24 protein-coding genes are annotated in these 26,744 nt (G+C 72.6%); 7 read left to right on the top strand and 17 right to left on the bottom strand.

Annotated features, from left to right (window positions below):
• Positions 1 to 228: 228 nt before the first annotated feature.
• Positions 229 to 2,199 carry an anthranilate synthase family protein gene (locus EST54_RS22535; protein ID WP_129249549.1) on the top strand — a complete coding sequence of 657 codons (1,971 nt, stop codon included), beginning with the start codon at positions 229 to 231 and terminating at the stop codon, positions 2,197 to 2,199.
• Here the strand turns inward: EST54_RS22535 and EST54_RS22530 are convergent.
• The 5 genes from EST54_RS22530 to EST54_RS22510 form a co-directional block, all read right to left on the bottom strand.
• The gene (locus tag EST54_RS22530) at positions 2,165 to 3,181 is read right to left on the bottom strand and encodes a 2-hydroxyacid dehydrogenase (RefSeq protein WP_129249548.1); all 1,017 of its coding nucleotides are present in this window, start codon (positions 3,179 to 3,181) and stop codon (positions 2,165 to 2,167) included. The genes EST54_RS22535 and EST54_RS22530 overlap by 35 nt on opposite strands.
• 181 nt (positions 3,182 to 3,362) lie before the next feature.
• Positions 3,363 to 4,391, bottom strand: coding sequence for a 6-phosphofructokinase (locus EST54_RS22525; RefSeq protein WP_129249547.1), 1,029 nt, complete (start codon positions 4,389 to 4,391; stop codon positions 3,363 to 3,365).
• Positions 4,392 to 4,591: 200 nt separating this feature from the next.
• Entirely contained in the window at positions 4,592 to 5,236 is a 645-nt protein-coding gene (locus tag EST54_RS22520) for a response regulator (protein WP_239013729.1), read from the bottom strand.
• 23 nt (positions 5,237 to 5,259) lie between these two features.
• The gene (macS, locus tag EST54_RS22515; RefSeq protein WP_372448274.1) at positions 5,260 to 6,549 is read right to left on the bottom strand and encodes a MacS family sensor histidine kinase; all 1,290 of its coding nucleotides are present in this window, start codon (positions 6,547 to 6,549) and stop codon (positions 5,260 to 5,262) included.
• Positions 6,550 to 6,645: 96 nt separating this feature from the next.
• The gene (locus EST54_RS22510) at positions 6,646 to 7,380 is read right to left on the bottom strand and encodes a lysophospholipid acyltransferase family protein (protein ID WP_006606113.1); all 735 of its coding nucleotides are present in this window, start codon (positions 7,378 to 7,380) and stop codon (positions 6,646 to 6,648) included.
• A 162-nt stretch (positions 7,381 to 7,542) separates the two neighbouring features.
• Between EST54_RS22510 and EST54_RS22505 the strand changes: the two genes are divergently transcribed.
• Both EST54_RS22505 and EST54_RS22500 read left to right on the top strand, forming a co-directional pair.
• A complete protein-coding gene (locus tag EST54_RS22505) occupies positions 7,543 to 8,349 on the top strand; it encodes an alpha/beta hydrolase (protein WP_129249546.1) in 807 nt (268 codons plus the stop codon).
• Positions 8,336 to 8,953 carry a hypothetical protein gene (locus EST54_RS22500; protein ID WP_129249545.1) on the top strand — a complete coding sequence of 206 codons (618 nt, stop codon included), beginning with the start codon at positions 8,336 to 8,338 and terminating at the stop codon, positions 8,951 to 8,953. The genes EST54_RS22505 and EST54_RS22500 overlap by 14 nt, the downstream gene beginning before the upstream one ends.
• Before the next feature lies 1 nt (position 8,954).
• On the opposite strand, the gene EST54_RS22495 is transcribed toward EST54_RS22500, so the two are convergent.
• The 6 genes from EST54_RS22495 to EST54_RS22470 all read right to left on the bottom strand — a co-directional run bounded on the left by EST54_RS22495 (position 8,955) and on the right by EST54_RS22470 (position 14,224).
• Positions 8,955 to 9,749 carry an endonuclease/exonuclease/phosphatase family protein gene (locus EST54_RS22495; RefSeq protein WP_161989315.1) on the bottom strand — a complete coding sequence of 265 codons (795 nt, stop codon included), beginning with the start codon at positions 9,747 to 9,749 and terminating at the stop codon, positions 8,955 to 8,957.
• Positions 9,750 to 9,873: 124 nt separating this feature from the next.
• Entirely contained in the window at positions 9,874 to 10,815 is a 942-nt protein-coding gene (locus EST54_RS22490; RefSeq protein WP_093482763.1) for an ROK family glucokinase, read from the bottom strand.
• Positions 10,816 to 10,937: 122 nt separating this feature from the next.
• Positions 10,938 to 11,414: a DUF5304 domain-containing protein gene (locus EST54_RS22485; RefSeq protein WP_093482764.1), complete on the bottom strand. Its 477-nt coding sequence runs from the start codon at positions 11,412 to 11,414 to the stop codon at positions 10,938 to 10,940.
• Positions 11,415 to 11,520: 106 nt separating this feature from the next.
• Entirely contained in the window at positions 11,521 to 12,723 is a 1,203-nt protein-coding gene (locus EST54_RS22480) for an ArsA family ATPase (protein WP_129249544.1), read from the bottom strand.
• A gap of 2 nt (positions 12,724 to 12,725) precedes the next feature.
• Positions 12,726 to 13,229 (bottom strand): SRPBCC family protein, encoded by a 504-nt coding sequence (locus EST54_RS22475; RefSeq protein ID WP_129249543.1) that lies wholly within the window; start codon positions 13,227 to 13,229, stop codon positions 12,726 to 12,728.
• A 218-nt stretch (positions 13,230 to 13,447) separates the two neighbouring features.
• Positions 13,448 to 14,224: a metallophosphoesterase family protein gene (locus EST54_RS22470; protein ID WP_129249542.1), complete on the bottom strand. Its 777-nt coding sequence runs from the start codon at positions 14,222 to 14,224 to the stop codon at positions 13,448 to 13,450.
• Positions 14,225 to 14,501: 277 nt separating this feature from the next.
• On the opposite strand from EST54_RS22470, the gene EST54_RS22465 reads away from it, so the two are divergent.
• Positions 14,502 to 16,298 carry an AMP-dependent synthetase/ligase gene (locus EST54_RS22465; protein ID WP_129249541.1) on the top strand — a complete coding sequence of 599 codons (1,797 nt, stop codon included), beginning with the start codon at positions 14,502 to 14,504 and terminating at the stop codon, positions 16,296 to 16,298.
• Positions 16,299 to 16,773: 475 nt separating this feature from the next.
• Here the strand turns inward: EST54_RS22465 and EST54_RS22460 are convergent, their stop codons facing one another.
• Positions 16,774 to 17,916: a glycosyltransferase family 4 protein gene (locus EST54_RS22460; RefSeq protein WP_129249540.1), complete on the bottom strand. Its 1,143-nt coding sequence runs from the start codon at positions 17,914 to 17,916 to the stop codon at positions 16,774 to 16,776.
• Positions 17,917 to 18,222: 306 nt separating this feature from the next.
• On the opposite strand from EST54_RS22460, the gene EST54_RS22455 reads away from it, so the two are divergent.
• Positions 18,223 to 19,551 (top strand): glycosyltransferase family 87 protein, encoded by a 1,329-nt coding sequence (locus EST54_RS22455; protein ID WP_129249539.1) that lies wholly within the window; start codon positions 18,223 to 18,225, stop codon positions 19,549 to 19,551.
• Positions 19,552 to 19,588: 37 nt separating this feature from the next.
• Here EST54_RS22455 and EST54_RS22450 read toward each other — a convergent pair whose 3' ends face one another.
• The 5 genes from EST54_RS22450 to EST54_RS22430 all read right to left on the bottom strand — a co-directional run bounded on the left by EST54_RS22450 (position 19,589) and on the right by EST54_RS22430 (position 25,260).
• Positions 19,589 to 20,974 (bottom strand): hypothetical protein, encoded by a 1,386-nt coding sequence (locus tag EST54_RS22450; RefSeq protein ID WP_129249538.1) that lies wholly within the window; start codon positions 20,972 to 20,974, stop codon positions 19,589 to 19,591.
• 51 nt (positions 20,975 to 21,025) lie between these two features.
• Positions 21,026 to 22,069: a C40 family peptidase gene (locus EST54_RS22445; protein ID WP_129249537.1), complete on the bottom strand. Its 1,044-nt coding sequence runs from the start codon at positions 22,067 to 22,069 to the stop codon at positions 21,026 to 21,028.
• Positions 22,070 to 22,300: 231 nt separating this feature from the next.
• Complete coding sequence (locus EST54_RS22440; protein ID WP_129249536.1) at positions 22,301 to 23,326, bottom strand: C40 family peptidase; 1,026 nt, start codon at positions 23,324 to 23,326, stop codon at positions 22,301 to 22,303.
• A gap of 302 nt (positions 23,327 to 23,628) precedes the next feature.
• Positions 23,629 to 25,002, bottom strand: a complete 1,374-nt coding sequence (locus EST54_RS22435; RefSeq protein WP_129249535.1) for an NYN domain-containing protein — start codon at positions 25,000 to 25,002, stop codon at positions 23,629 to 23,631.
• 18 nt (positions 25,003 to 25,020) lie between these two features.
• Positions 25,021 to 25,260: a hypothetical protein gene (locus tag EST54_RS22430; protein ID WP_129249534.1), complete on the bottom strand. Its 240-nt coding sequence runs from the start codon at positions 25,258 to 25,260 to the stop codon at positions 25,021 to 25,023.
• A gap of 195 nt (positions 25,261 to 25,455) precedes the next feature.
• Here EST54_RS22430 and EST54_RS22425 point away from each other — a divergent pair, with 195 nt between their 5' ends.
• Together EST54_RS22425 and EST54_RS22420 are read left to right on the top strand one after the other, a co-directional pair.
• Positions 25,456 to 26,235, top strand: a complete 780-nt coding sequence (locus EST54_RS22425) for a rhomboid family intramembrane serine protease (RefSeq protein ID WP_006606095.1) — start codon at positions 25,456 to 25,458, stop codon at positions 26,233 to 26,235.
• Positions 26,232 to 26,513, top strand: coding sequence for an Lrp/AsnC family transcriptional regulator (locus EST54_RS22420; protein ID WP_006606094.1), 282 nt, complete (start codon positions 26,232 to 26,234; stop codon positions 26,511 to 26,513). Before EST54_RS22425 ends, EST54_RS22420 begins: the two co-directional genes overlap by 4 nt.
• Positions 26,514 to 26,744: the final 231 nt, after the last annotated feature.

The following is a 26,744-nucleotide window of genomic DNA, read 5'->3' as shown; positions in this document are numbered from 1 at the left end:
CAGTACCCCGACCGGAGTGTGAGACGGCCGCACCGGCGGCGGCGCGGATGTCCGGTAGGGTGACCGGCATGCACGCGCATCCGGCCATGAACATGAACTGGTGGTGGACCGCTCATCCGGCGGCCCACTGATTTCGCGCGCATCCCACACTCCGCGAAGGCCGCCCGAGGGGCGGCCTTCAGCCTTTTCCGGCGGCCGTTCCCTCCCCTCCTGGAAGGAACCCCCGCCATGCACCGCGAGCCCCCCGCCCGCACCGACGCCGCCGCCCTCGTCGGCCGGCTGCTCGACCCCGCCTGCCCGCCGTTCGCCCTGCTGCGCCGCCGCTCCCCCGGGCGGGACGGCAGCAGCGTCGAGGTGCTGACCGGCGAGGTCACCGAGGTCGAGCGGCTGGCCGACATCCCGCTGGGCGAGGGGGTGCCGGACGCGCCGGTGACCGACGCCCTCGCGCTGATCCCCTTCCGGCAGATCCGCGAGCGCGGCTTCCGCGCCCACGACGACGGCACCCCGCTGGCCGTGCTGCGGCCCCGGGAGAGCACCGAGGTGCCCCTGGACGAGCTGCTGGCGGCGCTGCCCACGCACGACGTGCAGGTGGCGAACGGGGCGTTCGACGTGGACGACGACGCCTACGCCGAGATCGTCGGGCGGGTGGTGCGGGACGAGATCGGCACCGGGGAGGGCGCGAACTTCGTGATCCGCCGGACGTTCCAGGGCGAGATCGCGGATTTCTCGGCGGCCGACGCGCTGGCGCTGTTCCGGCGGCTGCTGGCCGGTGAGCGCGGGGCGTACTGGACGTATGTGGTGCACCGCCCGGGGGTGCACACGCTGGTCGGCGCCAGCCCGGAGGTGCATGTGCGGATGTCGGGCGGCACGGTCGTGATGAACCCCATCAGCGGCACCTACCGCTACCCGCAGGACGGCCCGACCGCCGAGAGCCTGCTGGCGTTCCTCGACGACCGCAAGGAGGCCGAGGAGCTGTCCATGGTGGTGGACGAGGAGCTGAAGATGATGTGCACCGTGGGCGACAAGGGCGGGGTGGTCATCGGGCCCCGGCTCAAGGAGATGGCACACCTGGCGCACACCGAGTACGAGCTGCGCGGCCGGTCCACCCTCGATGTGCGCGAGGTGCTCAAGGAGACGATGTTCGCGGCGACGGTCACCGGGTCGCCGGTGCAGAACGCCTGCCGGGTCATCGAGCGGCACGAGCCGGTGGGCGGTGACGGGCGGGGCCGCGGCTACTACGCGGGCGCGCTGGCGCTGATCGGGCGGGCCCCGGGCGGCGGGCCGCAGGAGGGCGCCGGCACCCGGACGCTGGACTCGCCGATCCTGATCCGTACCGCCGACATCTCCGCCGCCGGCCGGCTGCGGGTGCCGGTCGGCGCCACGCTGGTGCGCGCCTCCGACCCGTACAGCGAGGTCGCCGAGACGCACGCCAAGGCGGCGGGGGTGCTGAGTGCGCTGGGGGTGCGGCCCGCGCCCGCGCGGCCCGCGGACGGCAGCCGCCCGCCGCGGCTGGCCGACGACCCGCGGGTGCGGGCCGCGCTGGACGCCCGCCGGGCCGGCCTGGCCCCCTTCTGGCTGCGGATGCAGACCACCGCACCGGTCGCCGAGCTGAGCGGTCGGGCCCTGGTCATCGACGCGGAGGACACCTTCACCGCGATGCTGGCGCATCTGCTGCGCACCTCGGGCCTGGAGGTCACCGTGCGGCGCTTCGACGAGCCGGGGCTGCGCGAGGCCGCCCGGGCGCACCGGGGCCCGGTCGTGCTGGGCCCGGGGCCGGGCGATCCGTCCGATGCCGCCGACCCCAAGATGCGCTTTCTGCGGTCGCTCACTGCGGAGCTGGTAGCGGAGCACCGGCACGGCATCCTGGGGGTGTGTCTGGGGCATGAACTGCTCGCCGCGGAGCTGGGGTTGGAGATCGTCCGCAAGGAGGTGCCCTTCCAGGGCGCGCAGGAGCGGATCGACTTCTTCGGCCGCCAGGAGACGGTCGGCTTCTACAACACCTTCACGGCCCGCTGCGACGACACCACGGCGACCGAACTCGCCATGCACCGCGTCGAGTTGAGCCGGGACGCGGGCACCGGCGAGGTGCATGCGCTGCGCGGTCCGGGCTTTGCGGGGGTGCAGTTCCACCCCGAGTCGGTGCTGACCCTGGACGGTGCGTCGATCACCGCACAGCTGCTGGCAGCTGTCCTCGTGTGACCAGCATGTTCGCGTTGGTGCGGTGGGCCAGATAGTCCTCGACGTTGGCCACGGTGGCCTCGACGATCTGGTCCACCGCCTCCTGGGTGAAGTACGCCTGGTGCGAGGTGACCAGCACGTTCGAGAAGGTCATCAGGCGGGCGAGGGTGTCGTCGCCGATCACGTCCAGGGACTTGTCGGCGTAGAAGTACGCGCCCTCCTCCTCGTAGACGTCCAGGCCGACGCCGGTGAGCCGGCCGGTCTTGAGCGTGTCGACGAGGGCCACGGTGTCGATGAGCCCGCCGCGGCTGGTGTTGATCAGGATCGCGTCGTCCTTCATCGCGGCCAGCGCCGCGGCGTCGATGAGGTGCCGGGTGGCCGCCACCAGGGGGACGTGCAGGGTGATCAGATCCGCCTCGGCGAACAGCCGCTCCTGGGTGACGTACGCCATGCCCAGGTCGAGGCAGCGCGGGTTTTCGGCGAGGTCCCAGCCCAGCAGGCGCATCCCGAAGCCGTGGGCGATCTCGGTGAACGCCTCGCCGATCCGGCCGGTGCCGAGCACTCCCGCCGTCCGTCCGCGCAGATCGCGGCCCATCAGGCCGGCCAGCCGGAAGTCGAAGTTACGGGTGCGGTGGCTGGCCATGACGATCCGCCGGTTGACCGCCAGCGCGAGCCCCCAGGCGAATTCGGCGACCGCGTACGGCGAGTAACGGCAGACCCGGCCGACGCTCATCCCGAGGTCGGCCGCGGCCTGCAGATCGATGTTGTTGAAGCCCGTGGCGCGCTGGGCGATCATCTTCGTCCCGCCGGCCGCGAGGGTCTGCAGCACGTCCGCGCCCAGGTCGGCGGTGACGCCCGCGCTGACGATCTCGTAACCGTGGGCGATGGGAGCGGTGTCGCGGTTGAGGGCGACATCCAGGCTGCGGACCTGGTGGCGGCCGGCGAAGGCCTTCTCCAGGATCGGCCGCTCATCCGTCTGCACACCGAAGGCGACGATCTCCACTGCGCTCTCCCGGGTTCGTACGCCGGCTGGATTCCTCCCGCCCATGAGCAAGCGGCCGGATATGTCGCGTACGGCGAATATACGGCCCACTACGGCGCCTCGCCCGGTGGTACGCCCGGAACGGGGCGGGCGCTGCCCCGGGCCGGACGGGGGCGGCCCGGGGCAGCGCAGACGGCCCGGTTCAGCCGAAGAACACCCCGGCCTCGGCGTAGAGCGCCGGATCGACGGTCTTCAGCCGGGCGGTCGCCTCCGCGATCGGCACCCGGACGATGTCCGTACCGCGCAGCGCGACCATCTTGCCGAAGTCGCCGTCCTGTACCGCGTCGATCGCGTGCAGCCCGAAGCGCGTGGCCAGCCAGCGGTCGAAGGCGCTGGGGGTGCCGCCGCGCTGGGTGTGCCCGAGGACGGTGGTACGGGCCTCCTTGCCGGTCCGGGACTCGATCTCCTTGGCCAGCCACTCCCCCACGCCCGAGAGCCGGACATGCCCGAAGGAGTCGGTGGAGTCGTCCTTGAGCACCATCTGGCCGTCCTTGGGCATCGCGCCCTCGGCGACGACCACGATCGGGGCGTAGCGGACCTTGAAGCGGGACTCGATCCACCGGCAGACCTGCTCGATGTCGAAGCGCTGCTCCGGGATCAGGATGACGTTCGCCCCGCCGGCGAGGCCGGAGTGCAGCGCGATCCAGCCGGCGTGCCGGCCCATCACCTCGACGACCAGGACCCGCATATGGGATTCGGCGGTGGTGTGCAGCCGGTCGATGGCTTCGGTGGCGACGCCGACGGCGGTGTCGAAGCCGAAGGTGTAGTCCGTGGCCGACAGATCGTTGTCGATGGTCTTGGGGACGCCGACGCAGGGGATCCCGTGCTCCTCGTAGAGCCGGGCGGCGACGCCGAGGGTGTCCTCGCCGCCGATCGCGATCAGGGCCTCGACCTCCTCCTTGGCGAGCGTCTCCCGGATCCGGCGGACGCCGTCGTTCTGCTTGAAGGGGTTGGTCCGCGAGGAACCGAGGACCGTGCCGCCGCGGGGCAGGATGCCGCGCACCGCCGGGATGTCCAGCGGGACCGTGTCGCCCTCCAGCGGCCCGCGCCAGCCGTCCCGGAAGCCGACGAACTCGTATCCGTACTCCTGGGTGCCCTTGCGGACGATGCCCCTGATCACCGCGTTCAGACCGGGGCAGTCGCCGCCGCCGGTCAGTACTCCGACCCGCATCGCTGCTTCACCTACATCCCGTCAGTGGCCGCGCACGGCCGTCTTCGATCCGACCCCGGTCACGCTAATGGTGATCTGGGTCACTCAGGAATGCGGCAAACGGTGACGCCGGTGATTCAGCAGGCAGTTGACGGCGGGCGTTCACCCGTACGAGCGGCTCCCTCCGGGTGGCGGCCGGTCCGGCCGGTGTCCGGCGCCGGTCAGACCTCGTCGAGGCCGCGCTCGATGGCGTAGCGCACCAGCTCCACGCGGTTGTGCAACTGGAGCTTGCCGAGGGTGTTCTGGACGTGGTTCTGCACCGTGCGGTGCGAGATGACCAGCCGCTCGGCGATCTGCTTGTACGAGAGCCCCTTGGCGACCAGGCGCAGCACCTCGGTCTCCCGGTCCGTCAGCTGCGGTGCGCCCGGCTCGTCCGGCGTCGCCGGGGCCGGTTCGGTCGCCAGCCGGCGGTACTCGCCCAGCACCAGACCGGCCAGGCCCGGGGTGAACACCGCATCGCCGGCGGCCGTGCGCCGCACCGCGTCCAGCAGCTCCTGGGTGCTCGCCGACTTCAGCAGATAGCCCGTCGCCCCGGACTTGACCGCCTCCAGCACATCGGCGTGCTCACCGCTCGCGGACAGCACCAGCACCCGCAGCGCCGGACGGGCGCCGACCAGCTGCTTGCACACCTGCACGCCGGGCAGCCCCGGCAGATTGAGGTCCAGGACCAGCACGTCGGGCGCCGCGGCCTGCGCCCTGCGCACCGCCTGGAGGCCGTCCCCGGCCGTCGCCACGACCTCGAACCCGGCCTCCGCCAGATCCCGGGCGACCGCGTCGCGCCACATCGGGTGGTCGTCGACCACCATGACCTTCAGCGCCGGCTGCTCGTTCACGTGCCTGCCTTCCCCCGCCTTCCGCCCTCGGACGCACCGCCCTTGGGGACCGTCAATTCCACTTCCGTGCCCTGGCCGGGGACCGAGACCCACTGGGCGCTGCCGCCCAGATCCCGCAGCCGGCCGCGGATCGACAGGGCCACCCCCAGCCGGCCCTCCCGCTCGGCGTCGGCGAGCCGGCCCTCGGGAATGCCGGGGCCGTCGTCGCGGACGGTCACCAGCACCGCGTCCGGTTCGTCCTCCACCAGGATCCATGCGTGGGCACCGTCCCCCGCATGCACCCGGACATTGTCCAACGCGGCACTGACAGCGGCCGCGAGCTCGGCCGCCGCGGCGGCCGGCAGCTCCACCGGGGCGCCGGGCTCGGAGAACGTGACACCGGCGCGCGCGAACGGCGCGAGCAGCGCCCGCACATCGCACGGCCCGCTGCCGGACGCCGCCGGTGCGGCCGCGACGGGTGCCGCGAGGTCCTCCGGTACGCCGTCACCGGCCTGGTGCGGCACCCCGGGCGCCGTGCCGGGCAGGCCCCCGTGCGGCGGCAGCAGCCCGCCGGCGACCAACGTCCGTAGCGCGACCTCCTGTTCACCGGCCATCCGGCCGAGTTCGGCCGCCTCGCCGCCGATCGTGGCACCGCGCCGCTGCACCATGGCAAGCACCTGCAGCACGCTGTCGTGGATGTCGCGGGCCAGCCGCTCCCGCTCCCGGGTGGCCGCCTCGATCTGCAGGGCGCGCGCGAGGGTGCGCTCACTGGAGCGGGCCACCTCGACGACGTAGCCGATGCCGACGCTGGCCACCCACACCAGCACCACGTTGTGGACGGTGTCGCGGGCCAGCTCCTGGCGCTCGACCAGATTGGCCACCGCCACGACGGTGGAGGCCACCGCGGCCCACCGCCAGCCGCCCTTGATCGCGAAGCCGAGGACGGCACCCGCCGTCCAGATGGACGGCAGCGTGGGCGCGCCGCCCATGATGCGGAGGTGGGTGTCGGCCGCCAGCGTGAGCAGGATCCCACCGACCGCGACGCCGAGGTCGGCGGCCAGGAACTGCCGGGTGCAGCGCTCCCGTGACGTGGTACGCCGCCAGGTCAGCGCCATCCACACGGTCAGCACGCTCATGTACGCGACGGCGACCAGCGGATGGGCGTAGTGCCGGTAGGAGAGAGCGACCAGGCACAGGGCGTAGAAGAGGGTGAGGATCCGGTAGCCGGTGAGCGCCCGCCACAGCGGGAGTTCGACGGACATCCGCAGCGCCTTCGGGGGGCGCTTGCCATGGCGCCGGGCGGCCATGGCGCCGCGCACCGCCGCTATGCCCGTGTCCGTGTCGGTCTCCGTCATCGCCGTCCCCCTCGCCGGGCACTCACACCCGGTCTCGGCCCTGCCCGTCTATTCGGCGGCCGCCTTCTTGGCCTGCTCCGCCTCGGCCTTCTTCTGCGCCTCCGCCGCCTTCGCCGCGTCGGCGATCTGCCGCTTGGCCGCGGTCGCGTAGATGTCGACGTACTCCTGGCCGGACAGCTTCATGATCTCGTACATCACCTCGTCGGTGACCGACCGGAGGATGAAGCGGTCGCCCTCCATGCCCTGGTAGCGGGTGAAGTCCAGCGGCTTGCCGATACGGATGCCCGGCCGGATCATCTTGGGCACGATCTTGCCCGGCGGCTGCACCTTCTCGGTGTCGATCATCGCCACGGGGATGACCGGCGCCCCGGTGGCCAGTGCGACCCGCGCCAGACCGCCCGGCTTGCCGCGGTAGAGCCGGCCGTCCGGGGAGCGGGTGCCCTCCGGGTAGATGCCGAAGAGCTCACCGCGCTCCAGCACCTCGATGCCGCTCTTGATCGCCGCCTCGCCCGCGCCGCGTCCGCCCGAGCGGTCGACCGGCAGCTGGCCGACGCCCTTGAAGAACGCGGCGGTCAGCTTGCCCTTCACGCCCGGCGAGGTGAAGTACTCCGCCTTGGCGATGAAGGTGACCTTCCGGTCGAGCACCGCGGGCAGGAAGAAGGAGTCCGAGAAGGACAGGTGGTTGCTCGCGAGGATCGCCGGACCCTCGGCGGGAATGTTCTCGATGCCTTCCACCCAGGGCCTGAAGGCAAGCTTCAGTGACCCGCCGATGGAAAACTTCATTGCGCCGTAGATCAACCGACTGCCTCCTGTGTGTGACGCAAAGACCTTAACCTGCCGCGGTCGCCCCCTCGCGTCGTGCCCGTCGCCGGACCTACCCGCCCGCCGTCACTTTGCGTACCCTGAGGTAACTCGCCAGGCCCCCTCATCGATCGGAGTTCCCCGGTGCCGCTCCTTCCCGGAGCCGAGCCGTTCCGCCGTGACGGCGGAGAGGTCGGCGTCCTTGTGTGCCACGGCTTCACCGGCTCCCCCCAGTCCGTACGCCCCTGGGCCGAGCATCTGGCCGACCAGGGGCTCACGGTCAGCCTGCCGCTGCTGCCCGGTCACGGCACCCGCTGGCAGGACCTGCAGATCACGACCTGGCAGGACTGGTACGCCGAGGTCGACCGCGAACTGCGGGCGCTGACCGAGCGCTGCACCACGGTCTTCGTCTGCGGCCTGTCGATGGGCGCCGCCCTGGCGCTGCGGCTGGCCGCCAAACACGGCGACGCGATCAGCGGGGTGGCCGTGGTCAACCCCGGCAACAAGATCCATGACGCGGCCGCGCCGCTGCTGCCGGTGCTGCGCCACCTCGTACGGACGACCAAGGGGATCGCCAGCGACATCGCCAAGCCCGGCATCGAGGAGGTCGGCTACGACCGGGTGCCGCTGGACGCGGCGTATTCGCTGCGCCGGTTCTTCCAGCAGGTCGACTCCGAACTCCCGCGTGTCACCCAGCCGTTGCTGGTGATGACCAGCCCGCAGGACCACGTCGTCCCGCCGGTGGACTCCGAACGCATCCTGAGCCGGGTCTCCTCGACCGACGTCCGCCAGACGCTGCTGGAGCGCAGCTACCACGTCGCGACGCTCGACCACGACGCGGAGCAGATCTTCCAGGACACCGTCGACTTCATCACCCGGCTCGCCCCGCAGGCGCGGACGGGCACCGCGGGCACCGCCCAGGAGGGGGCGGCGGACCGTGGCGGAGCGTAGCCCCCGCGACCCCCGGGACCCGCTGGACGAAGAGGCCGCCTGGGCCGAGATCGTGGCGGGCTACGGCGAGCAGCCGGCGTTCCCCACCGGGGACGGCCCGCCGGCGGCACCGGCCGAGGACGGCGACGGCGACAGCAAGGGCGAGACGCCCGCGAAGGACGAGGCGGACGCGTCGCAGGACGAGGCGGACGCGAAGGACGGCGCGGCCGCAGGCGGCACCGGGACCGGTTCCGGGGACCCCCTGACCGGCGGCGGCTCGCGTCCCGGCAGCTTCGTGGTCTACGCGCCGGGGGTCGGCCCCCGCGACTGGAGCGCCGCCAAGGCGTCCGACGACGACTTCGACGACTCCGACGAGGGCCACTTCACCCCGCCCGAACCGCCCCCGCTGCCGCAGGCCGACGTCACCGCCAAGTTCGCCTGGATCGCGGTGATCGGCGGCCCGCTGCTGCTGGTGGCCATGGTGCTCCTCCAGCAGCCGGTGACGTGGTGGATCACGGTCCTGGGCATCGGCGGCTTCCTCGGCGGGTTCGCCACCCTGGTGGCCCGGATGAAGAGCGACGACGAGGACGACGACGACCTGCCGGGCAGCGGCGCGGTGGTGTGAGTCAGCCCGTGGCCGGCACCCGCAGGGCGGCCAGCACCGGCAGATGGTCGGTGGCCGCCGTGAGGTCGTCCTCCCGGACCCCCGGCAGCCCGTGCGGCACCCCGCAGCCGAGGACCTCCACACCGTCGGTGGTGAAGATCGCGTCGATCCGCTGATGCGGATCACGGGGCGTGGAGGTGAACTCCCCGCCCCACGGCCGGGCCGCCCAGGCGTCCGTGAGCGTCCCCGCCAGCCGGCGGAAGCTGCGGCCGTCCGGCCGGTCGTTGAGGTCGCCCCCGGCGACGGCGTACGGCACGTCCAGGGCGGCCAGCCGCTCCAGCAGCAGCCCCGCCTGCGCGTAGCGCTCCCGGTCGGCGAGGCTGAGATGGCAGCTGAGCACGCCGAGGCGGGCCCCGCCGATGCGGACCACGGCGGTGGCGAAACCGCGGCGGTGCAGTCCAGGGGTGCGCGGCAGCAGAATGTCCTCCGTGCGCTCCACATGGGCGCGCAGGGTGGACAGGATCATCGGGCCCGCGGCCGTGGCGCCGCCGGTGACATGGACCAGGCCGGCCGCCCGGGCCAGCTTCTCGGTGGTCTTGCGCCAGCGGAAGAACCGCGGCGCCTCCTGGATCAGTACGAGATCGGGGGCGCAGGCCCGGATGACCCTGGCCAGCGCCGCCCGGTCGTCGCGCATCGAGCGGATGTTGTAGCTGAGCACCCGGATCACGGCCGCACCGCTGTGCCGGGCGGTGCCGCCGCCGGCGTCCTCACCGGGAGCGGGGCTGGCTTCGGTACGGGACTCGGGGAGCGAGAGCAAGGCGGCTGGTCCTCTCACCGGGATCGTCACGCGGGCCAAGATAGAGCACCGCCCGCCGCACCCCTGGGGGACGCGACGGGCGGTGCCGTATGCAGCAGCGGGCGCTGACGGGCCCTCGGGCCGGTCAGCCCTGGCGCGCCAGGTCGGCCGCGCCGACCAGGCCGGCCTTGCCGCCGAGCTGGGCGGCGAGCACCTGGGCGTGCGGCCGGTACTGGTTGCCGACCAACCAGCGGCGGAAGGACTTGCGGATCGGCCCCAGGACCAGTTCGCCCTCGTCGGAGACGCCGCCGCCGACGATGAAGGCCGACGGGTCGAAGAGCGAGGCGAGGTCGGCGAGGCCGGCGCCGGCCCAGCGGGCCAGCTCGCGGAACGAGTCGATGGCCACCGGGTCGCCCTGGCGGGCGGCCTCGCTGACGTGCCGGCCCTCGATGCCCTCGGAGGTGCCGTCGCCGAGCGCCAGCAGGATCTGGGCGTTCTCGGGGGTGGCGAAGGCGCGCTGGCGGGCGTAGCGCAGCAGGGCGCGGCCGGAGGCGTACTGCTCCCAGCAGCCCTGGCTGCCGCAGCCGCAGAGCAGTCCGTCGGGCACCACCCGGATGTGGCCGAACTCGGCGGCGACGCCGAACCGGCCGCGGCGCAGCTTGTTGCCGATGATGATGCCGCCGCCCAGGCCGGTACCGAGGGTGATGCAGATGACGTCGCTGTGCCCCTGGCCGGCGCCGAACTTGTACTCGCCCCAGGCGGCGGCGTTGGCGTCGTTCTCGACCACCACGGGGAGGCCGACGCGCTGTTCGACCTTGTCCTTGAGCGGTTCGTGGCGCCAGTCGATGTTCGGTGCGAACAGGACCGTGGCCCGCTTCTCGTCGACGTAGCCGGCGGCGCCGATGCCGACGGCCTCGACGTGATGGCCGGCTCCCACGGTGCGCACCGCCTCGGCGATGGCCTCGGTCAGCGCCTCGGTGGCATGCGGAGTCTGCACCGTGCACGTTTCAAGGATCGAGCCCTCTTCGTCGACCACGCCGGCCGCGATCTTCGTGCCGCCGATGTCGACGCCGATGGTGAGTCCCATGTGTCCCTCAGTTTTTCGCTCGAACCCCGCCGGGATCCACCGTACCGGAGGTGGGAGCGCCTGCCGCTCCCCTCAGGAGGTCGGAGTGAGGGGCACGCCCCCGTGCTCGGGGGCCACAGCGCTCAGTCGAGGTCGATCCGCTCGGTGCCGGCGGGGCCGTCGTCGTCGCGGGGGTCGTCGCCGCGTCGGCCGCCGGGACGGTCGTCGAGGTCGTCGCGGGTCCAGCGGCGCTCGCTGCCCTCGACGGCGGAGCGGTAGGCGGCGAGCAGCTCGGAGCCGGCCGCGGCAAGGTGGTCGAAGATGTCGGGGTTGCGCTCGATCACCGGCTCGACGGCGGCCCTGGCCTGCTTGAACAGCTGGTTGACGGCGCCCTGCGCGGCGATCCCGCCGAGCGCCCCGGGAAGCTGGATGCCGGCGAGCTTGTCGGTGACCGCCTCGGCGAGCTTGCGCAGCTCCTCGGCGGCGCTGCCCGGCTGCGGGCCGTGGGCGGCGCGGTGGCGGGCCTGCTCGGCCGCGAGGTCCTCGGCGCAGGCGGTCTGCCAGGCGTCGGCATCGGGCTCGGCCCTGCGGTCGGCGGGGCGCTCGGTGGCATCGCTCATGATGAACTCCGTGACTCCTGCGGCGAGGCAGTACGGCGAAGGGGTGCAAGACGGGCACGTCGGGGCGGGCCCCACCCTCGACGGTACCCGAACGGTGGTACCGCGTTCAGTCGCTCTTGGGCCACAGCCCGGGATCGGGGGTGAAGCGGATGTCCAGGACTCCGTCGCGCAGTCCGGCGCCGGAGACGGTGCAGCGGCGCAGCGCGGAGGGCAGCGTACGGATCCGCCGGAAGCGGCCCACGGTGACCACGATCTCGTCGCCGCGGCGCACCAGCCCCAGCCCCCGGCGTTCGGCGCCGGGCAGCGGCACCCGCCAGACGAGGATGCCGTCGGTGGCCAGCCGGTCCTCGACGGTCCACGGGTCGCGGTCGGGCCCCTCGGCGGGAGCGCTCCCGGCGATCTCGCCGGCCCCGCCGTCGAGCAACTCGTCGAGCGCGCCGACGCCCTGGGGGTCGCGGCCCAGATGCGGCACCTCGTGGACGGGGACGTCGCAGAACTCCTCGCGCAGCACCTTGAGGGCGGACTGCTGGCTGCCGGAGAGCGCGGCGAGGAAGGGGTCCGCGGAGCCGGTGGGCAGCAGCCGGTTGACGACCACGCCGTCGGTGCGCCGGCCGTGCAGGGCGAGTCCGGCGCGGATGCCTCGCAGCGTGGCGGCGGCGACCGGTCCGGCGTCGGTGACCAGGCGGACGGAGGTGCCGGGGTCGTCGATCGCGCGCTGGACGGCGGCGAGTTCGCTCTCCCAGCGCTCGGCGGCGTCGTACAGCTTCTGGGCCGGCATCGGGACGCCGGCGAGCTGGGCGAGCACCGGGCGCAGCGCGCGGGCGGCCTGGCGCTCGGGGGGCAGCAGCCGGCGCAGATAGCGGCGTACCTGGGCCGGCAGGGCGAGCAGCCGGACCGTTTCGGCGGCCGAGGGCATGTCGACGACGACCAAGTCCCAGTCGTCCGAGGCGTGTTCCGCGCGCAGCGCGTGCAGCAGCGCGAAGTCCTCACAGCCGGGGAGTTCGGTGAGTTCGTCCTCGTCGAGCGGGGCGGCGCCGAGCAGATCGAGGGCGGCGCCCGCGCGCTCCTGGAACGCGAGGAACTCCTGGCGGAAGCGGTCACCGGGGTCGATGCGCCGGGCATGCAGGCCGGGCGCTATCGGGGTGGGCGCATCGGCGCCGAGGGGGACGCCCAGCACCGTTTCCGGCGCACTGCTCTCGGTGGTGAGCAGCAGTGCCCGCGCGCCTCGCCGGGCGCCGGCCAGGGCGGTCGCGGCGGCGAGCGTGGTGCGGCCCGCGCCGCCGGGGCCCGTGACGAGGACGGTGCGCACGCTCAGAGCTTCTTGGCCTCGTCGGCGGCGCCGGCGCCGTCGGCGGGCCCGGCGGTGTGGTCGGCGGGGCCGCTCTCGACGCGCTTCTTCAGCCCGGCCAGCGCACGGTCGATGATGACCTTCTCGGCCTTGCGCTTGATCATCCCGAGCATGGGGATCTTGACGTCGACGGTCAGCTGGTAGGTCACCTCGGTGCGGGCGCCGCCGCTCAGCGCGGCCAGGCGGTAGGAACCGTCGAGGGCGCGCAGCATCTGCGACTTGACCAGGGACCAGCTGACCTCGTTCTCGCCGGTCCAGGTGTAGGCGAGGGTGTGGTCGTCCTTGATCGCCCCGGCGTCCAGCAGCAGGCGCACCTGCGCGGCGCGGCCGCGGTCGTCCTTGTCGAGGACCTCTGCCTCTTTGACCTCGCCGGTCCATTCCGGATAGCGGTCGAAGTCGGCGATCACTCCCATCACCTCGGCAGGTGCCGCCTCGATCGTGATGCTCGAGCTGGTGTGTTCGGCCATCGCCGTGACTCCTCCATGCCGATTCATGCCGGTCCGCCGGCTCTTCCCCGAGCTCTCAGCTCCGAGCGGGGCAGACCCCGATACGCGGTGTCTGTGCTGCTACCGGCTCTGAGGCTACCGCGCGGGAACCTGCGGGCCGACACCAGCAGGCGCGGCACGACGGACCCGGTCGGCCACCGGCCACGCACCGGGCCCGCGCCGGCCGAGCCGTTGCGGCCTCACCACTGGAGGACGTAGGGCGTGCCGGTCGCATTGAAGTGCCCGACATTGACGCATTCCGTGCCCTCGATCCGGACCCGCCGGGCCAGCGGCTGGTGCACATGGCCGAAGAGGGAGTAGCGGGGCCGGGTGGTGCGGATGGCGTGCAGCAGGGCCGCGCTGCCGCGCTCGAAGCGGCGGGCGACGGTGTCGTAGCAGAGCTCGGGGACATCGGGCGGGATGTGGGTGCACAGCACGTCCACCTCGCCGACCGCCTCGATCTTGGCGGCGTACTCCTCGTCGCTGATTTCGTACGGAGTCCGCATGGGGCTGGTGAGGCCGCCGCCGACGAAGCCGAAGACCCGGCCGCCGATCTCCACCCGCTGGCCGTCCAGGACGGTGGTGCCGGACCGGGCGTACTCGGGCCACAGGCGCGGGATGTCGACGTTGCCGTAGGTGGCGTACGTGGGCGTCGGGAAGGCGGCGAAGAGTTCGGCGTACTGCCGGCGGACCGCGCCCTCGATGACGGACTCGCGGCTGGCACCCGCGGCGTCCAGTTCTCCCCACAGTCTGCGGCCGAGCGCGCGGGCCTCCTCGAAGCGGCGGGCGGTGCGCAGTTCGACCAGCGCGGCGGCGTTCGCGGCGCCGAAGAGGTCGGGGAAGATGCCGCGCGAATGGTCGGCGTAATCGAGGAAGAGGACCAGGTCACCGAGGCAGACCAGGGCATCGGCACCCTCTCCGGCCGCCGCCAGGTCCCGGCTGTTCCCGTGTACGTCACTGACCACATGCACGCGCATGCCGTCACCCTAGATCGGCCCGGCCAGGGCCGGGAGGGGGCGGGGGACCTGGGGTTACTTTCGGGTCACCGACCCGCTGGTCTAGTCTGCGCGGAAGAGTCCCCATGGCGTGTCCCGCAGCATGTGACGCATCAAACATCTGGCCGTTCCCCCCTATCCCAACAGCAATACCCATGGGTAACGTCCGGGCAGTCCAATCTCCCCCCTGCATGATCATGGACCGCCGCCGGTGCAACACACAGCGTCGTGGCGCCGGCGCTTTTGAGGAGCAGCAGTCTTGCGCGAGTTCAGCCTTCCGGCCCTGTACGAGGTCCCCGCGGACGGCAATCTGACGGATCTCATCCGCCGAAATGCCGCGCAGCACCCGGATGTTGCCGTCATGGGACGCAAGGTGAACGGCGCATGGCAGGACGTCACCGCCGCCGCCTTCCTCGCCGAGGTCCGCGCCGCGGCCAAGGGGCTGATCGCTTCCGGGGTGCAGCCCGGCGACCGGGTCGGTCTGATGTCGCGCACCCGCTACGAGTGGACGCTGCTGGACTTCGCCATCTGGAGCGCCGGTGCCGTCACCGTCCCGGTGTACGAGACCAGTTCGGCCGAACAGATCCAGTGGATCCTCGGCGACTCCGGCGCGGTGGCCTGCCTGGTGGAGTCGCCCACCCATGAGGCGACCGTCGAGTCGGTGCGCGACCGGCTGCCCGAGCTGGAGAACATCTGGCAGATCGAGCGGGACGCCATCGCCCGGCTGCAGGCCGCGGGCGCCGGCATCACCGATGACGAGGTCGAGGCGCGCAGCGCGCTGGCCGACGCCGATTCGCCGGCCACCATCGTCTACACCTCCGGCACCACCGGCCGCCCCAAGGGCTGTGTGCTCAGCCACCGCAGCTTCTTCGCGGAGTGCGGCAACATCGTCGAGCGGCTGCGCCCGCTGTTCCGTACCGGCGAGTCCTCGGTGCTGCTCTTCCTGCCCATCGCGCACGTCTTCGGCCGGCTGGTGCAGGTCGCCGCGGTGATGGCGCCCATCAAGCTGGGCCACGCCCCCGACATCAAGAACCTCACCGACGACCTCGCCTCCTTCCGGCCGAAGCTGGTACTGGGCGTGCCGCGGGTCTTCGAGAAGGTCTACAACTCGGCGCGGGCCAAGGCGCAGGCCGACGGCAAGGGCAAGATCTTCGACAAGGCGGCGGACGTCGCGATCGCCTACAGCCGTGCGCTGGACGCCCCGGAGGACCCGGCGTTCGGGCTGAAGCTGAAGTACAAGGTCTTCGACCGGCTCGTCTACGGCAAGCTGCGTGCCGTCCTCGGCGGCCGCGCCACCCACGCCATCTCCGGCGGCGCCCCGCTCGGTGACCGCCTCGGCCACTTCTACCGCGGCATCGGCTTCACCGTCCTGGAGGGCTACGGCCTGACGGAGTCCTGCGCGGCGACCGCCTTCAACCCCTGGGACCGGCAGAAGATCGGCAGCGTCGGCCAGCCGCTGCCCGGCTCGGTGGTACGGATCGCCGACGACGGCGAGGTCCTGCTGCACGGCGAGCACCTCTTCACCGAGTACTGGAACAACCCGTCGGCCACCAAGGAGGCGCTGTCCGACGGCTGGTTCCACACCGGCGACCTCGGCACCCTCGACGAGGACGGCTACCTCGCCATCACCGGCCGTAAGAAGGAAATCCTGGTCACCGCGGGCGGGAAGAACGTCGCCCCCGCTGTGATCGAGGACCGTATCCGGGCGCACGCGCTGATCGCCGAGTGCATGGTCGTCGGCGACGGCCGGCCGTTCATCGGCGCGCTGGTCACCCTCGACGAGGAGTTCCTGCCCCGCTGGGCCGAGGAGCACGGCCACCCCGCCGATGTGACGCCGTCCCAGGTCGCCGAGGACCCGGAGCTGCTGGCCGCCGTCCAGCGCGCGATCGACGACGGCAACGCGGCCGTCTCCAAGGCCGAGTCGGTGCGCAAGTTCCGTATTCTGCCGACCCAGTTCACCGAAGAGTCGGGCCATGTCACCCCGTCGCTGAAGCTCAAGCGGAACGTGGTCGCGAAGGACTTCGCGGAGGAGATCGAGGCGATCTACCGCGGGTAGGTCGCCGCACGTTTTCGGCTTTCCCGCCGTGGTTCTTCTCGCCGTTGCGCCTGCGGCGGGCTGGGTGGGTGTCGGGTGCGGTGACGGACCTCCGGGGCCTGTTGTGTGGACTGCTTCGCTTTACGTCCACACAACAGGCCCCTCCGGCCCGTCCCCTCCCGTGAGTGGAGTACGTAACGGTGAGTGGGGGCGCGCCACTCGTAGCCAGTTCACTGCGACCGACGAGGCACACCAGACCACCTACAAGCACCCCCACCGGCCTGTTTCCTCCCCCACCCACGGGAGGGGCCGCGCCGCAGGACGAAGTCCGGAGGAGCGGCACCGCACCCGACAAACCCACGCCCGCCGCAGGCGCAACGGCGAGAAGAACCACGGCGGGACAGCCGACAACGTGCGGGCGCGCCGCAAAGCGCAACGGCGAGAAACCACCACGGCGGGACAGCCGACAACGTGGGAAGCCAAACAAAGCGCAGCGTCACAGCAAGCGTTTCAAGCGCTCGGCCAGCAGGTCCCAGCGCCACCTCTCCTCCACCCAGGCGCGGCCCCGTTCGCCCATGGTGCGGCGCAGGGCGGGGTCCCGGAGGAGGGTGATGATGCGGTCGGCGGTGGGGGTGGGGGCGCCGCCCGGGACCACCCAGCCCGTTTCGCCGTCCAGGACCGCGTCCGGTGCCCCTCCGGAGTCCCCCGCGACCACCGGGAGCCCCGTGGCGGAGGCCTCCAGGTAGACGATGCCCAGGCCCTCGACGTCGAGCCCACCGCGGCGGGTACGGCACGGCATCGCGAAGACATCGCCCGCGCCGTAATGCGCCGGCAGCTCCTCCCAGGGAACCGCACCGGTGAAGCGCACCGCGTGCCCGACGCCCTTGGCCGCCGCCAGCGCGTGCAGGTCCTTCTCGTACGGGCCGCCGCCGACGATCAGCAGGACGGCGTCGGGCACCGCGGACAGCACGGCCGGCATCGCCTCGATCAAGGTGTCCTGGCCCTTGCGCGGGACGAGCCGGGAGACACACACCACCACCGGCCGGCCGGTGAGGCCGAGCCGGGCCCGTACCTCGTCGCCACCCGAGTCGGGGTGGAAGGTCTTCTCGTCGACGCCGGGCGGGAGTTGGACCATCCGCGCGGCGTCCGCGGGGGCGAGCGCACCGGCGATCCGGGTGCGGGTGTACTCGCCGAGGTAGGTGAGGGTGTCGGTGCCCGCGCCGATCCGGCGCAACAGCTGCCGGGCGGCCGGCAGCTGCGCCCAGCCCGCCTCGTGGCCGTGGGTGGTCGCCACGATGCGGCGGGCGCCGGCCGCGCGCAGCGCGGGCGCCATCAGCCCGAGCGGCGCCGCCGCGCCGAACCACACCGACGAGCAGCCGTGTTCGCGCAGCAGCCCGGTGGCCCGCCGGGTCACCCTCGGGGTGGGCAGCAGCATCGTCGTACGGTCCCGGATCACGGGGAACGGCTGCTCGGCGTCGAAGGCCGCGGTGGCCGCGAGGCCCTCCGCGCCGCGCTTCCAGGTCGAGGCGTAGACGACGACCTGGGAGGCGTCCAGCCGCAGCGCCATGCTGTGCAGAAAGGCCTGGATGCCGCCGGGCCGGGGCGGGAAGTCGTTCGTGACGATCAAGGTCTTCTGCACGGTGGTCTCTCGGCGGTCGGTCCGGACGGGCGGTCTCGGCAGTGAGGGCGTGCGCGCGAAGTCCCGCCTGGCCCGCGCTTCGGGCGGACGACGGGACGTTGCGGACATGCCCCAGGGCCCGACAGTACCGGGCCGCCGCCGGACGGCGGCCGTCCGGTACGCCACACCCGCCCTCCCCTACGGTCGTGACCGGCCACCACCGGGCATCAGGCAGACTGCTCGGGCGGGCAACGGCAGGCAGGGCGCCGTGCCCCCGGAGCCGCCCGCGGTGCCGGGCGGGCCCGGACGAGCAGCGATGAGGTGACGATGAGCAGGATCAGCGCGCCGCGCGGGGTGTGGCTCCCGGTGGCGGCATGGGCCGTGACCCGGGCCGTGGTGCTGCTGTGCGTCCTGCGGGTGCTGGTCCTGCCGGGGCCGGATGTCACCACCGATGTCTCGGTGATCTACCAGGGCTGGTTCGACGTCCTGAAGACCGGCACCTTCCCGCTGGCCGATGTGACCTGGCAGTATCCGCCGGCCGCCGCCCTCGCGATCCTGTCCCCCGGTCTGCTGCCGTTCCTGGACTACGCTCCGGCGTTCTTCACCCTGATCCTGCTCACGGACGCGGTGGTGCTCACGCTCTTCCTGCGGGCCGGCCGGCGGCCCGGCCACCGCCCGGCCGGGGCCTGGGTGTGGATCGCGGGCGTGGCGCTGCTGGGCCCGACCGCCTACGCCCGCTACGACCTGATGGTCACCGCGGTCGCCGTCGCCGCGCTGTTCGCGGTCGTCCGCCGGCCACGGGTGGCGGGCGCGCTGATCGCCTTCGGCGCGCTGCTGAAGATCTGGCCGGCGCTGCTGCTGACCGGGGCGGCGGCGCGCGGCCGGCGGGCCCGTGCCCTGTGGTGGAGCGCGGCCGGGACCGCCGCCGGGCTGACCCTGTTCTTCGTCGCCGCCGCACCGGGCGCGCTGGCCTTCCTCACCTTCCAGCGCGACCGCGGTACGGAGGTCGAGTCGCTCGGCGCCCTGGTCTTCCACATCGCCCGCCAGTTCGGGTGGCAGGGGCAGGTGCTGCTGAACTACGGCTCGCTGGAGTTCCTCGGGCCGGGTGTCCCCGTCGCCGGGACCGTGGCGCTCACGCTGAGCCTGGCGGCCGTGGGCTGGCTGTTCCTGTGGCGGGTGCGGGCCCGGGAGCTGGGCCCCGGGACGCTGTGCGAGGCCGCCTTCACCGCCACCCTGCTGTTCACGACCACCAGCCGGGTGATCAGCCCGCAGTACATGCTCTGGCTGGTGGGCCTCGCCGCGGTGTGTGTGACCGTACGCGCCTGCCGGCAAACACTGCCGGCGGTGCTGGTGCTGCTCGCCACCGGGGTCACCCTGCTGGAGTTCCCCGTCCGGTTCGCCGATGTCGTGGCGAGCGACCCGAAGGGCGTCGCCCTGCTGATCGTCCGCAACGGGCTGCTGGTCGCCGCGTCCCTGCTCGCCTGCCGCCGGCTGTGGATCTCGACCAGGGACGGCGGGCGCGCGGACGACGGGCCCAGGGACGCCGCGGCCGTCGTCGGCGCCCGCAAGCCGGCGGACGGGATGACCGCCGCCACGCCCGGGCTCACCGCCGCTGCCGCACCGCCGCGGACACCGGCACCGCCGGCACCCCGGTAGCGACCCCGCCGGCCGCCCCGCCGCCCGGGCTGCCACCTCACCGCCGCAGCTGCTGCCGTACGTAAGCGCGCCACCGCCGGGTGAACTCCGCCATGCCGATGCCCAGTTGGGTGCGCATGGCGCGGTCCGTCCGGTCGGCGCGGGAGGGCGGGCGATGTCCGGCGCCGGCGGCCGACCGGGCCGGCCGGGAGCCCGCGGGCGCCGCCGTGGCCGCCTCCATCGGCGCCCCCGTGCTCCCCGAGGCGACCCGGATCGCGCTCTTGCCGGCCGCCTTGTAGAAGGCGATCAGCTTGGCCTCGCCCCACTTCTCCGCGATCATCCGGCAGGCCAGCCAGCTGCCCTCGTACGCCTTCGCCAGCCGGTCCGCGCCGGCCCGGAAGCCGAAGTCGTCATCGGTCGGCAGACGGGCGGGGAGCTTGCCGCCGGCGACCGCGCGGGTGAGTTCGGGGGCGGTGGTGACGGCCTTGCGGTGGAGGCCGCGGTAGGCGACCCAGTCGGCGAAGCCCTCGGAGAGCCAGAGCGGGGTGGCCGGGGTGGTGGCCGCGCGGGTGGCGACATGGGTGGTCTCGTGGGTGAGCACCACCTTGCGGCCCAGGTCGTTGAGTTCCTCGTAGGCGTCCGGGTTGATGATCACGCGGTCCGCGGGCGCGGCCGCCTCGACGCCCGCCTCCCCGGTGGTGACCGCCGCGATCCCGGCAAAGCCGGACGGATCATCGCTGCCCATCAGCTGCGCCATCCGCTCGACCGAGTCCGGCGCCTCCACCACGACCTTCTGCGCCCACTTCCCCTTCCAGGCCGAGGAGACCGCGGGCACCGCCCGGTCCACCCGGCGCGCCAGGTCCTTCAGCCGCCCCGGATGGGCGGGACTGCCGAGGACCAGGCTGTGCCGGCCGCGCACCAGCCGCACCGGGCCCTGGTCCCACAGCTGCCGGGTGCCGCTGTGGCCGTCCTCGGCGCCGTCGGTGTCGGAGGAGATCAGCCAGCGGCCGTCGCGCTCGGTCAGGGTGAGGTACTGGACGGCGTGCACCGGCGCGGTGTCGTAGCCCTTGAGGCGGTAGCGCAGCCGCACCTTCGCGGCCAGCCGGGTGCCGGTGGCGCCGGACGGGAGCGGGAAGGCACCGGTCGAGTCGAGGTCGTAGTGCCAGTCGGCCAGCGGTACGCCCGCGAGGTGGGCGAACATCGCGCGCTGCCGGTCGCGGTAGCCGGTGGCCCGCGGGTCGACGGAGGCGAGGAAGCCCGCCGCGTCCCGCTTCCGTACGGCCTGCGCACGGGTGTCGAGCATCCGCTGGACGTCCGGGAAGCGGGCCGGCGTGGAGGCCGTGGGCGCGCAGCCGGCCAGCGGGGCGAGCAGCACGAGGGCCAGGGCGGCAGCACCCGCCGCTCCGGCCCGCGACAGCCGCCCGGCCGCCCACTGCTGTGACATGCGGACGATCGTAGGTCGGGCCCGGCCGCGGCAAAAACGCTGGCCGCTGCCTCAGGGCCTGGTGACGGCCGAGATCGGCATCATCCCGACCGGGTCGTAGCGCACCCGTGCGCCGGGATAGGGCGCGTGGACGACCTGCCCGTTGCCCACGTACATCCCGACGTGGCTGGCGTCCGAGCGGTAGATGACCAGGTCACCGGGTTGCGCCTGGCTGAGCGGCACCTGCCGGCCGGCGCCGCGCTGGGCCTGGGAGGTCCGCGGGATGGAGACACCGGCCCGGCCGTAGGCCCATTGGGTGAGCCCGGAGCAGTCGAAGGCCGAGGGGCCGCTGCGCCCCCAGGCGTACGGCGAACCGACCGCGGCGCGCACCGCGGCGACGGCCGCCGCGGCCCGCCCGGAGGCCGGGACGACCCCGTGCAGGTCCGGGACCGCCTCGTGGCGCCCGTCGCTCCTGGTGGCCCGTTCGAAGGCCTTCCTGGCGTCCTTGGGGAGCGCGTTCAGCAACCGCCGCGCGGTGGCCAGCCTGCGCTGGACGTCCCGCTTGTGGCGGGCGACGGCCTTGCGGCTGGCCTCCAGCTGCGCCAGCTTCGCCACGGTCTCCCGGCGCTGCTGCTCCAGGAAGCGCTGTGCCGCCCGGAGCCTGCGCAGCTCGCCGGCCTGGCTGACGCCGAGCCGGTCCAGGGCGGAGGCCTTCTCCAGGAAGCTGTCCGGCCGTTCGGTGAGCATCAGCTGGACGGTGGGGTCCATGCCGCCGGACCGGTACTGGGCGGCGGCCAGCGCGCCCAGCCGTCCGCGCATCCGGTTGACCCGTTCCTGGGCGCGGGCGGTGCGGTCCTGGAGGGCCGCCACCTGGCCGCGCAGTTCCTTGGTCCGCGCCTGGGCACCGTCGAACTTCTCGGTGGCCCGCTCCGCCTGCGCGTAGAGGCTGTCGACCCGGGCGGTCGCCGCTTCCCGGCCGGCCGCGCGGCCGGCCGGATCGGCGGACGCCGGCGGCGCCGACAGTCCGGCGGCCGCGGTCGCCAGGGCGGCCGACACAACGGTGACCCCGGCGAGGGTGCTCTGGCCGTGCTGCGAGGTACGGCGGTGGGACACCACGAGAGCCGCACTCCTTCCCTGTGCAGCCCCTGCCGCCCGGGAGGGCGTCGGTGACCGGATGCTGCGCGGGCAGACAGTAGCGGCGCCGGTCCACACCGACCAAAGACCGCATTTCGCCCGCAAAAAGCCGCCCCGCCGGTGACTGTGCAGGTCACCGGCGGGGCGGCACGTCAGCGGCCTCGGCCGCAATTCGCCCGTTCGGGCGGCAGGTTGAGAGTGTTGTGAGGCTTGTCAGACCCGCACGCCGAACGCGAACTCCATGTTGCTCATCGGCTCGTAGCGCACGGAAGCGCCCGGCTTCGGTGCGTGCAGCACGATGCCGTTGCCCGCGTAGAGGCCGATGTGGTGCAGGTCGCTGTAGAAGAGCACCAGATCGCCCGGCTTGAGGTCGCTCTGCGAGGCGATCCGGGTACCGGCGTTGGCCTGCTGCTGCGAGGTGCGCGGCAGCGACTGGCCGGCCTGCTGGTAGGCCCAGGAGGTCAGACCGGAGCAGTCGAAGGACGACGGGCCGGTGGCGCCCCAGACGTAGGGCGAACCTATCTTCGTCTTCGCGGCCTCAAGGGCGGCCGCACCGCGCTGCGACGCCGGGACGTCGTCACCGAGGTTGACCCGGTCGTTGCTGCGGTTGGCGCGGTTCTCCTCGGCCTGCATGGCCGCCCGCTCCTTGGCGGTCATCTTGTTGAGCAGTTGCTGCGCCTTGGCGAGCTTGCCCTTGATTTCGTCCTTCTTGTCACCGAGCGCCTTACGGGTGTCGGTGAGGTCCTTGATCTTGCCCGCGGCCTCGGCGCGCTCCTGGGCGAGCCGGCGCTGCTTGTCCGCGATGGTCTTCAGCTGCTCGGCCTGCTTGCCGCTCAACTGGTCGAGCGTGGCGGCCTTTTCGAGGTAGGTGTCCGGGTCACCGGAGAGGAACAGCTGCACCGAGGGGTCGATGCTGCCGCTGCGGTACTGGCCGGAGGCGACCGCACCGAGACCCTTGCGCAGCTGGTTGAGCTCACCCTGGCCGCGGGCGACCTTGTCCTGGAGGTCGTCGACCTCCTTCTGGAGCTTGTCCTGCTGCTCCTTGACCCCGTCGTACTTCTCGGTGGCCTGCTCGGCCTCGTTGTAGAGCTTGTCGACCTCGGACTTGACGTCCTTCTTCGACTGGTGGGGGTCGGCCTGGGCGGCCTGGGACGAGAGGGCGACCGCCGCGGCGGCGGTGGCGGTGAGCACGGTCACGCGGGTACGGCTCGGCTGCTTGGGTCGACGGTGGGACGCCACGGGGGCGAGCTCCTTCTTCCTCCAGCCGCCTACCGGGAAGTGGGGGGGTGAGACCCCGGCTCCGCGTGAACGCCGCGGACTCGGCGGTACCTTCACTGTTCATCCCGGTTGGATAATCATCTGCATGAAGGTTCGGGCCTGACCTTAGTAACCGAGCTGTGATCGCTTCAAATCCTCAGGGGAAATTTCTGCGCCACCAGTCCCATCCTTTACCAACGTCACACAGGCAGTGAGCGTCAACTGACGCTCAGGTACGGAGAACGGACGGTGGACGCGATCCGGCGCCGCGGGCGCGGTGTGCGTCAGGTCCGGGCAAGTCGCTTGAGCAGCAAGGCCGATGCCACCGGCCGCGCCCCGGCCTTCGCCACCCCGTCGGCCACTTCCCGGTCCGTGGAGACCACGACAACCGGACGGCCGGGCGGTTCGGCCCGAACCAGCTGACGAATCAACTCATCGGCCGTTACGCCCGGTTTGCTGAAAAGGACCCGTACGCCGCGCGGCGGCGCGAGCAGCACCGGCGCCGCCAGTTCCGCCCCGTCGAAGACGCAGGTCATCTCCGCGCCGGTCTGCGCCGCCAGCACCGCGAGACCGCCCAGCAGCCGCAGCCGCTGCTTGTCGAGCGGCATGGTCGGATAGCCGGTTTTGGTGACGTTGTAGCCATCCACCACCAAATGCGCCTGCGGCAGCGCCAGAAGCTGGTCGAGCAGCGCCGGGTCCATCTCCGACAGCGCCCGGGTGGCGATGTCCTTGGGCGTCATCCGGCCCGGCGCGACCGCCTCGACGGTGTCCGCGGGATGGACGTTGGCGGGCGGCAGCGCCAGCTCGCGGCGCAGCCCCTGGGCCGCGTCCAGCACCGTGTCGAGCAGCAGCCGCACCCGCATGTCCTCGACGCTGCGGCCCTCGCGGGCGGCCCGCCGGCTGGTCTCCAGCGCCGTCTCGGCCTCGGCGATCCGGGCCTTGAGCCGGCGCACCTCACTGTCCGCGGCGGTCTTCTCGGTGGCCGCCCGGTCCCGGGTCTCCGCGAGGGCGGCGTCGGCCTTGCGCACCGCGGCCTCACCGCGCTTGACGTCGCTCAGCGCGCTGCGCAGCTTGCGCCGCAGCGACTCGTTCTCCTTGCGGACGGTGTCCAGATCGGCCCGGATCCGGTCGGCCTCCGTACGGGCGTCGCCGCGCGCCTGCGCCAGCTCCTCGCGCAGCCGGGCCAGTTCCCGCTCGGCCTCCTCGCCGGCCCGCTCGGCGCGGGCCCGCTGGGCCTCCTCGCCGGCCGCCGCGACGAGCTTGACCCAGCCCTCGGGGCGCAGCACATAGGCGGCCGCCGCGACATCGAGCGGCTCGGCGGCCGCCGGCGGATTGCCGTGCTCCAGCGCCGAGGCGAGCTCCGGCTGTGCCTCGCGCAGCTTGCCGGCGATCCGCTGCCGGAAGACCGCGTCGCTCTCCAAGGCCGAAGCCATCGCATTTCCGGCGAATTTGGCCCGGCGACTCGGGGTGAAACGGGCGTACTGCCGCAGCGGGGGCGGGAGTTCGGCGACCGTCAGGGCGCCGAACGACTCCGCGGTGAGCGCCACGACACGGCGCCGTACGCCCTCGGGCAGCGGTCGGTCGAGCACCTCGTCCGCCGCACCCTCGGGTACGTCGTCACGCTGTGCCCCCGGCTCCCCTTGTGGACGCTCCACCACGGCTGCCTCGCTCCGATCTCAGGCGTTCGCGCCCGGACGGTCCACCAGCTCGATCTGGTCGACCGCGTTGCACCAGCGGCAGCGCACGGACTCGATGCTCTCACTGAGCACCTCGCGCTCCTCCACCTTCGGCTCGCCGGCCAGGTCCAGATGGACGTACTCCACCACCTTGGCCCGGCGGGTCACGTCGAAACGGGTGAGGTTGCCGCACAGCGTGCAGCGCCACCGGGTTCCGGCCGTCGGCAGGGGAACAGACATCCTGTCGTCCTCTTTCGTGCTCGTCGATCTCGTGCTGCTGCGCCGTTCACGCGGTGCGCCGTCGGACTGCGGAAGTACGCAAAGTACTGCCTGTAACCCTACGGCCTGACGGGGGGCCGGTGCGGGCCCCGCCCGGCTGCCGGGATGCGGCGAGGCGCTCTGTCCCGATTGCCCCCATTGAGCAATGATCACTTCATGACGGCGCCGGCTCCCTCTCCCCGTTCACCCCGCTCGTCCGGTCTCCTCCCCCGTCCGCCGCATGCCACCCGGTCCCTGACCGCGGTGTTCTCGCGGCTGACGAATGTGCTGATCGGCCTGTGCTGCGCGGTCTTCGTGATCGGCCCGGCATCCGGCCTGAACCGGATATACGGCACCGGTGACGCCCTGCTGAAGGCCCAGACCGCGTATTTCGAGCGGTGGGGCGTGATCCCGCTGGATCTGTGGAGCGGCTCGGTACGGGCACTGATCACGCCGCTCACCGCGTTGTTCGTGCACGGCAGCTGGCTGCACCTGCTCGGCAACATGCTCTTTCTGTACGTCTTCGGCGGGATGGCCGAGGCGCGCATGGGCCGGCTGCCGTTCGCTGCCTTCTACCTCATCATCGGCTACCTGGCGCTGCTCGGCTACGCGGCCGCCCACGCCTCCTCGGACCAGACGCTGGTGGGCGCCTCCGGCTCGATCTCCGGGGTACTGGGGGCCTTCCTCTATCTCTTCCCCACAGCCCGGGTGACCAGCGTCTTCCCGTTCCTGTTCTTCCTGCCGCTGCGCTTTCCCGCCTGGATGGTGCTGCTGTTCTGGTTCTTCCTGCAGTGGCAGGCGGCGCAGCACGACCCGCGCGGTCCCGGGGTCGCCTACCTCGCCCATGTCATCGGGTTCGCGCTCGGCTTCCTGTACGCCTGGGCCCGCTACAGGAGGGATAGTGTGGGGGCCACCAGGCGGAACGACCGGGCGACCGAGGGAGAGAGCCAGCCGTGATCACGTCGATCGTGCTCATCAAGACCAGCGTGGACCAGATCCCCGAGATCGCCGAGAAGATCGCCGCCCTGGACGGCGTCAGCGAGGTCTACTCGGTCACCGGCGCCCACGATCTGATCGCGATGGTGCGGGTCGCCGCGCATGACGACCTCGCGGACGTCATCCCCGGCCGAATCAGCAAGGTCCCCGGCGTCGCCTCCACGGAGACGCACATCGCGTTCCGCACGTACTCACAGCACGACCTTGAGGCGGCCTTCGCGATCGGGCTCGACGCGTAGCCGCTGCGCTTGGCTTTCCCCCCACGTTTTCGGCTTTCCCGCCGTGGTGGTTTCTCGCCGTTGCGCTTTGCGGCGCGGCCGCACGTTGTCGGCTGTCCCGCCGTGATGGTTTGTCGCCGTTGCTCCCCCACTGCCTGAAGGGCGTGGGAGGTACCCCCACGCGGCGGGCGTGGGTTTGTCGGCTGCGGTGCCGCTCCTCCGGACTTCGTCCTGCGGCGCGGCCCCTCCCGT

Origin of the sequence: Streptomyces sioyaensis, from assembly GCF_004122735.1 — a bacterium.
Classification (GTDB): domain Bacteria; phylum Actinomycetota; class Actinomycetes; order Streptomycetales; family Streptomycetaceae; genus Streptomyces; species Streptomyces sioyaensis.
Note: the sequence above shows the minus strand (reverse complement) of the source record. Positions and strands in the feature narration are given on the sequence as shown.

Bases quoted from the DNA above. Each gene is read 5' to 3' on its own strand.
- EST54_RS22430 (WP_129249534.1), bottom strand. From the start codon at position 25,260: ATGTCTGTTCCCCTGCCGACGGCCGGAACCCGGTGGCGCTGCACGCTG.
- EST54_RS22490 (WP_093482763.1), bottom strand. From the start codon at position 10,815: ATGGGACTCACCATCGGCGTCGACATCGGCGGCACGAAGATCGCGGCC.
- EST54_RS22510 (WP_006606113.1), bottom strand. From the start codon at position 7,380: ATGAAGTTTTCCATCGGCGGGTCACTGAAGCTTGCCTTCAGGCCCTGG.
- EST54_RS22425 (WP_006606095.1), top strand. From the start codon at position 25,456: ATGACGGCGCCGGCTCCCTCTCCCCGTTCACCCCGCTCGTCCGGTCTC.
- EST54_RS22535 (WP_129249549.1), top strand. From the start codon at position 229: ATGCACCGCGAGCCCCCCGCCCGCACCGACGCCGCCGCCCTCGTCGGC.
- EST54_RS22450 (WP_129249538.1), bottom strand. From the start codon at position 20,974: ATGTCACAGCAGTGGGCGGCCGGGCGGCTGTCGCGGGCCGGAGCGGCG.
- EST54_RS22520 (WP_239013729.1), bottom strand. From the start codon at position 5,236: ATGGTGGTCGACGACCACCCGATGTGGCGCGACGCGGTCGCCCGGGAT.
- EST54_RS22485 (WP_093482764.1), bottom strand. From the start codon at position 11,414: ATGAGCGATGCCACCGAGCGCCCCGCCGACCGCAGGGCCGAGCCCGAT.
- EST54_RS22455 (WP_129249539.1), top strand. From the start codon at position 18,223: ATGAGCAGGATCAGCGCGCCGCGCGGGGTGTGGCTCCCGGTGGCGGCA.
- EST54_RS22470 (WP_129249542.1), bottom strand. From the start codon at position 14,224: ATGCGCGTGCATGTGGTCAGTGACGTACACGGGAACAGCCGGGACCTG.
- EST54_RS22525 (WP_129249547.1), bottom strand. From the start codon at position 4,391: ATGCGGGTCGGAGTACTGACCGGCGGCGGCGACTGCCCCGGTCTGAAC.
- EST54_RS22475 (WP_129249543.1), bottom strand. From the start codon at position 13,229: ATGGCCGAACACACCAGCTCGAGCATCACGATCGAGGCGGCACCTGCC.
- macS (WP_372448274.1), bottom strand. From the start codon at position 6,549: ATGGCCGCCCGGCGCCATGGCAAGCGCCCCCCGAAGGCGCTGCGGATG.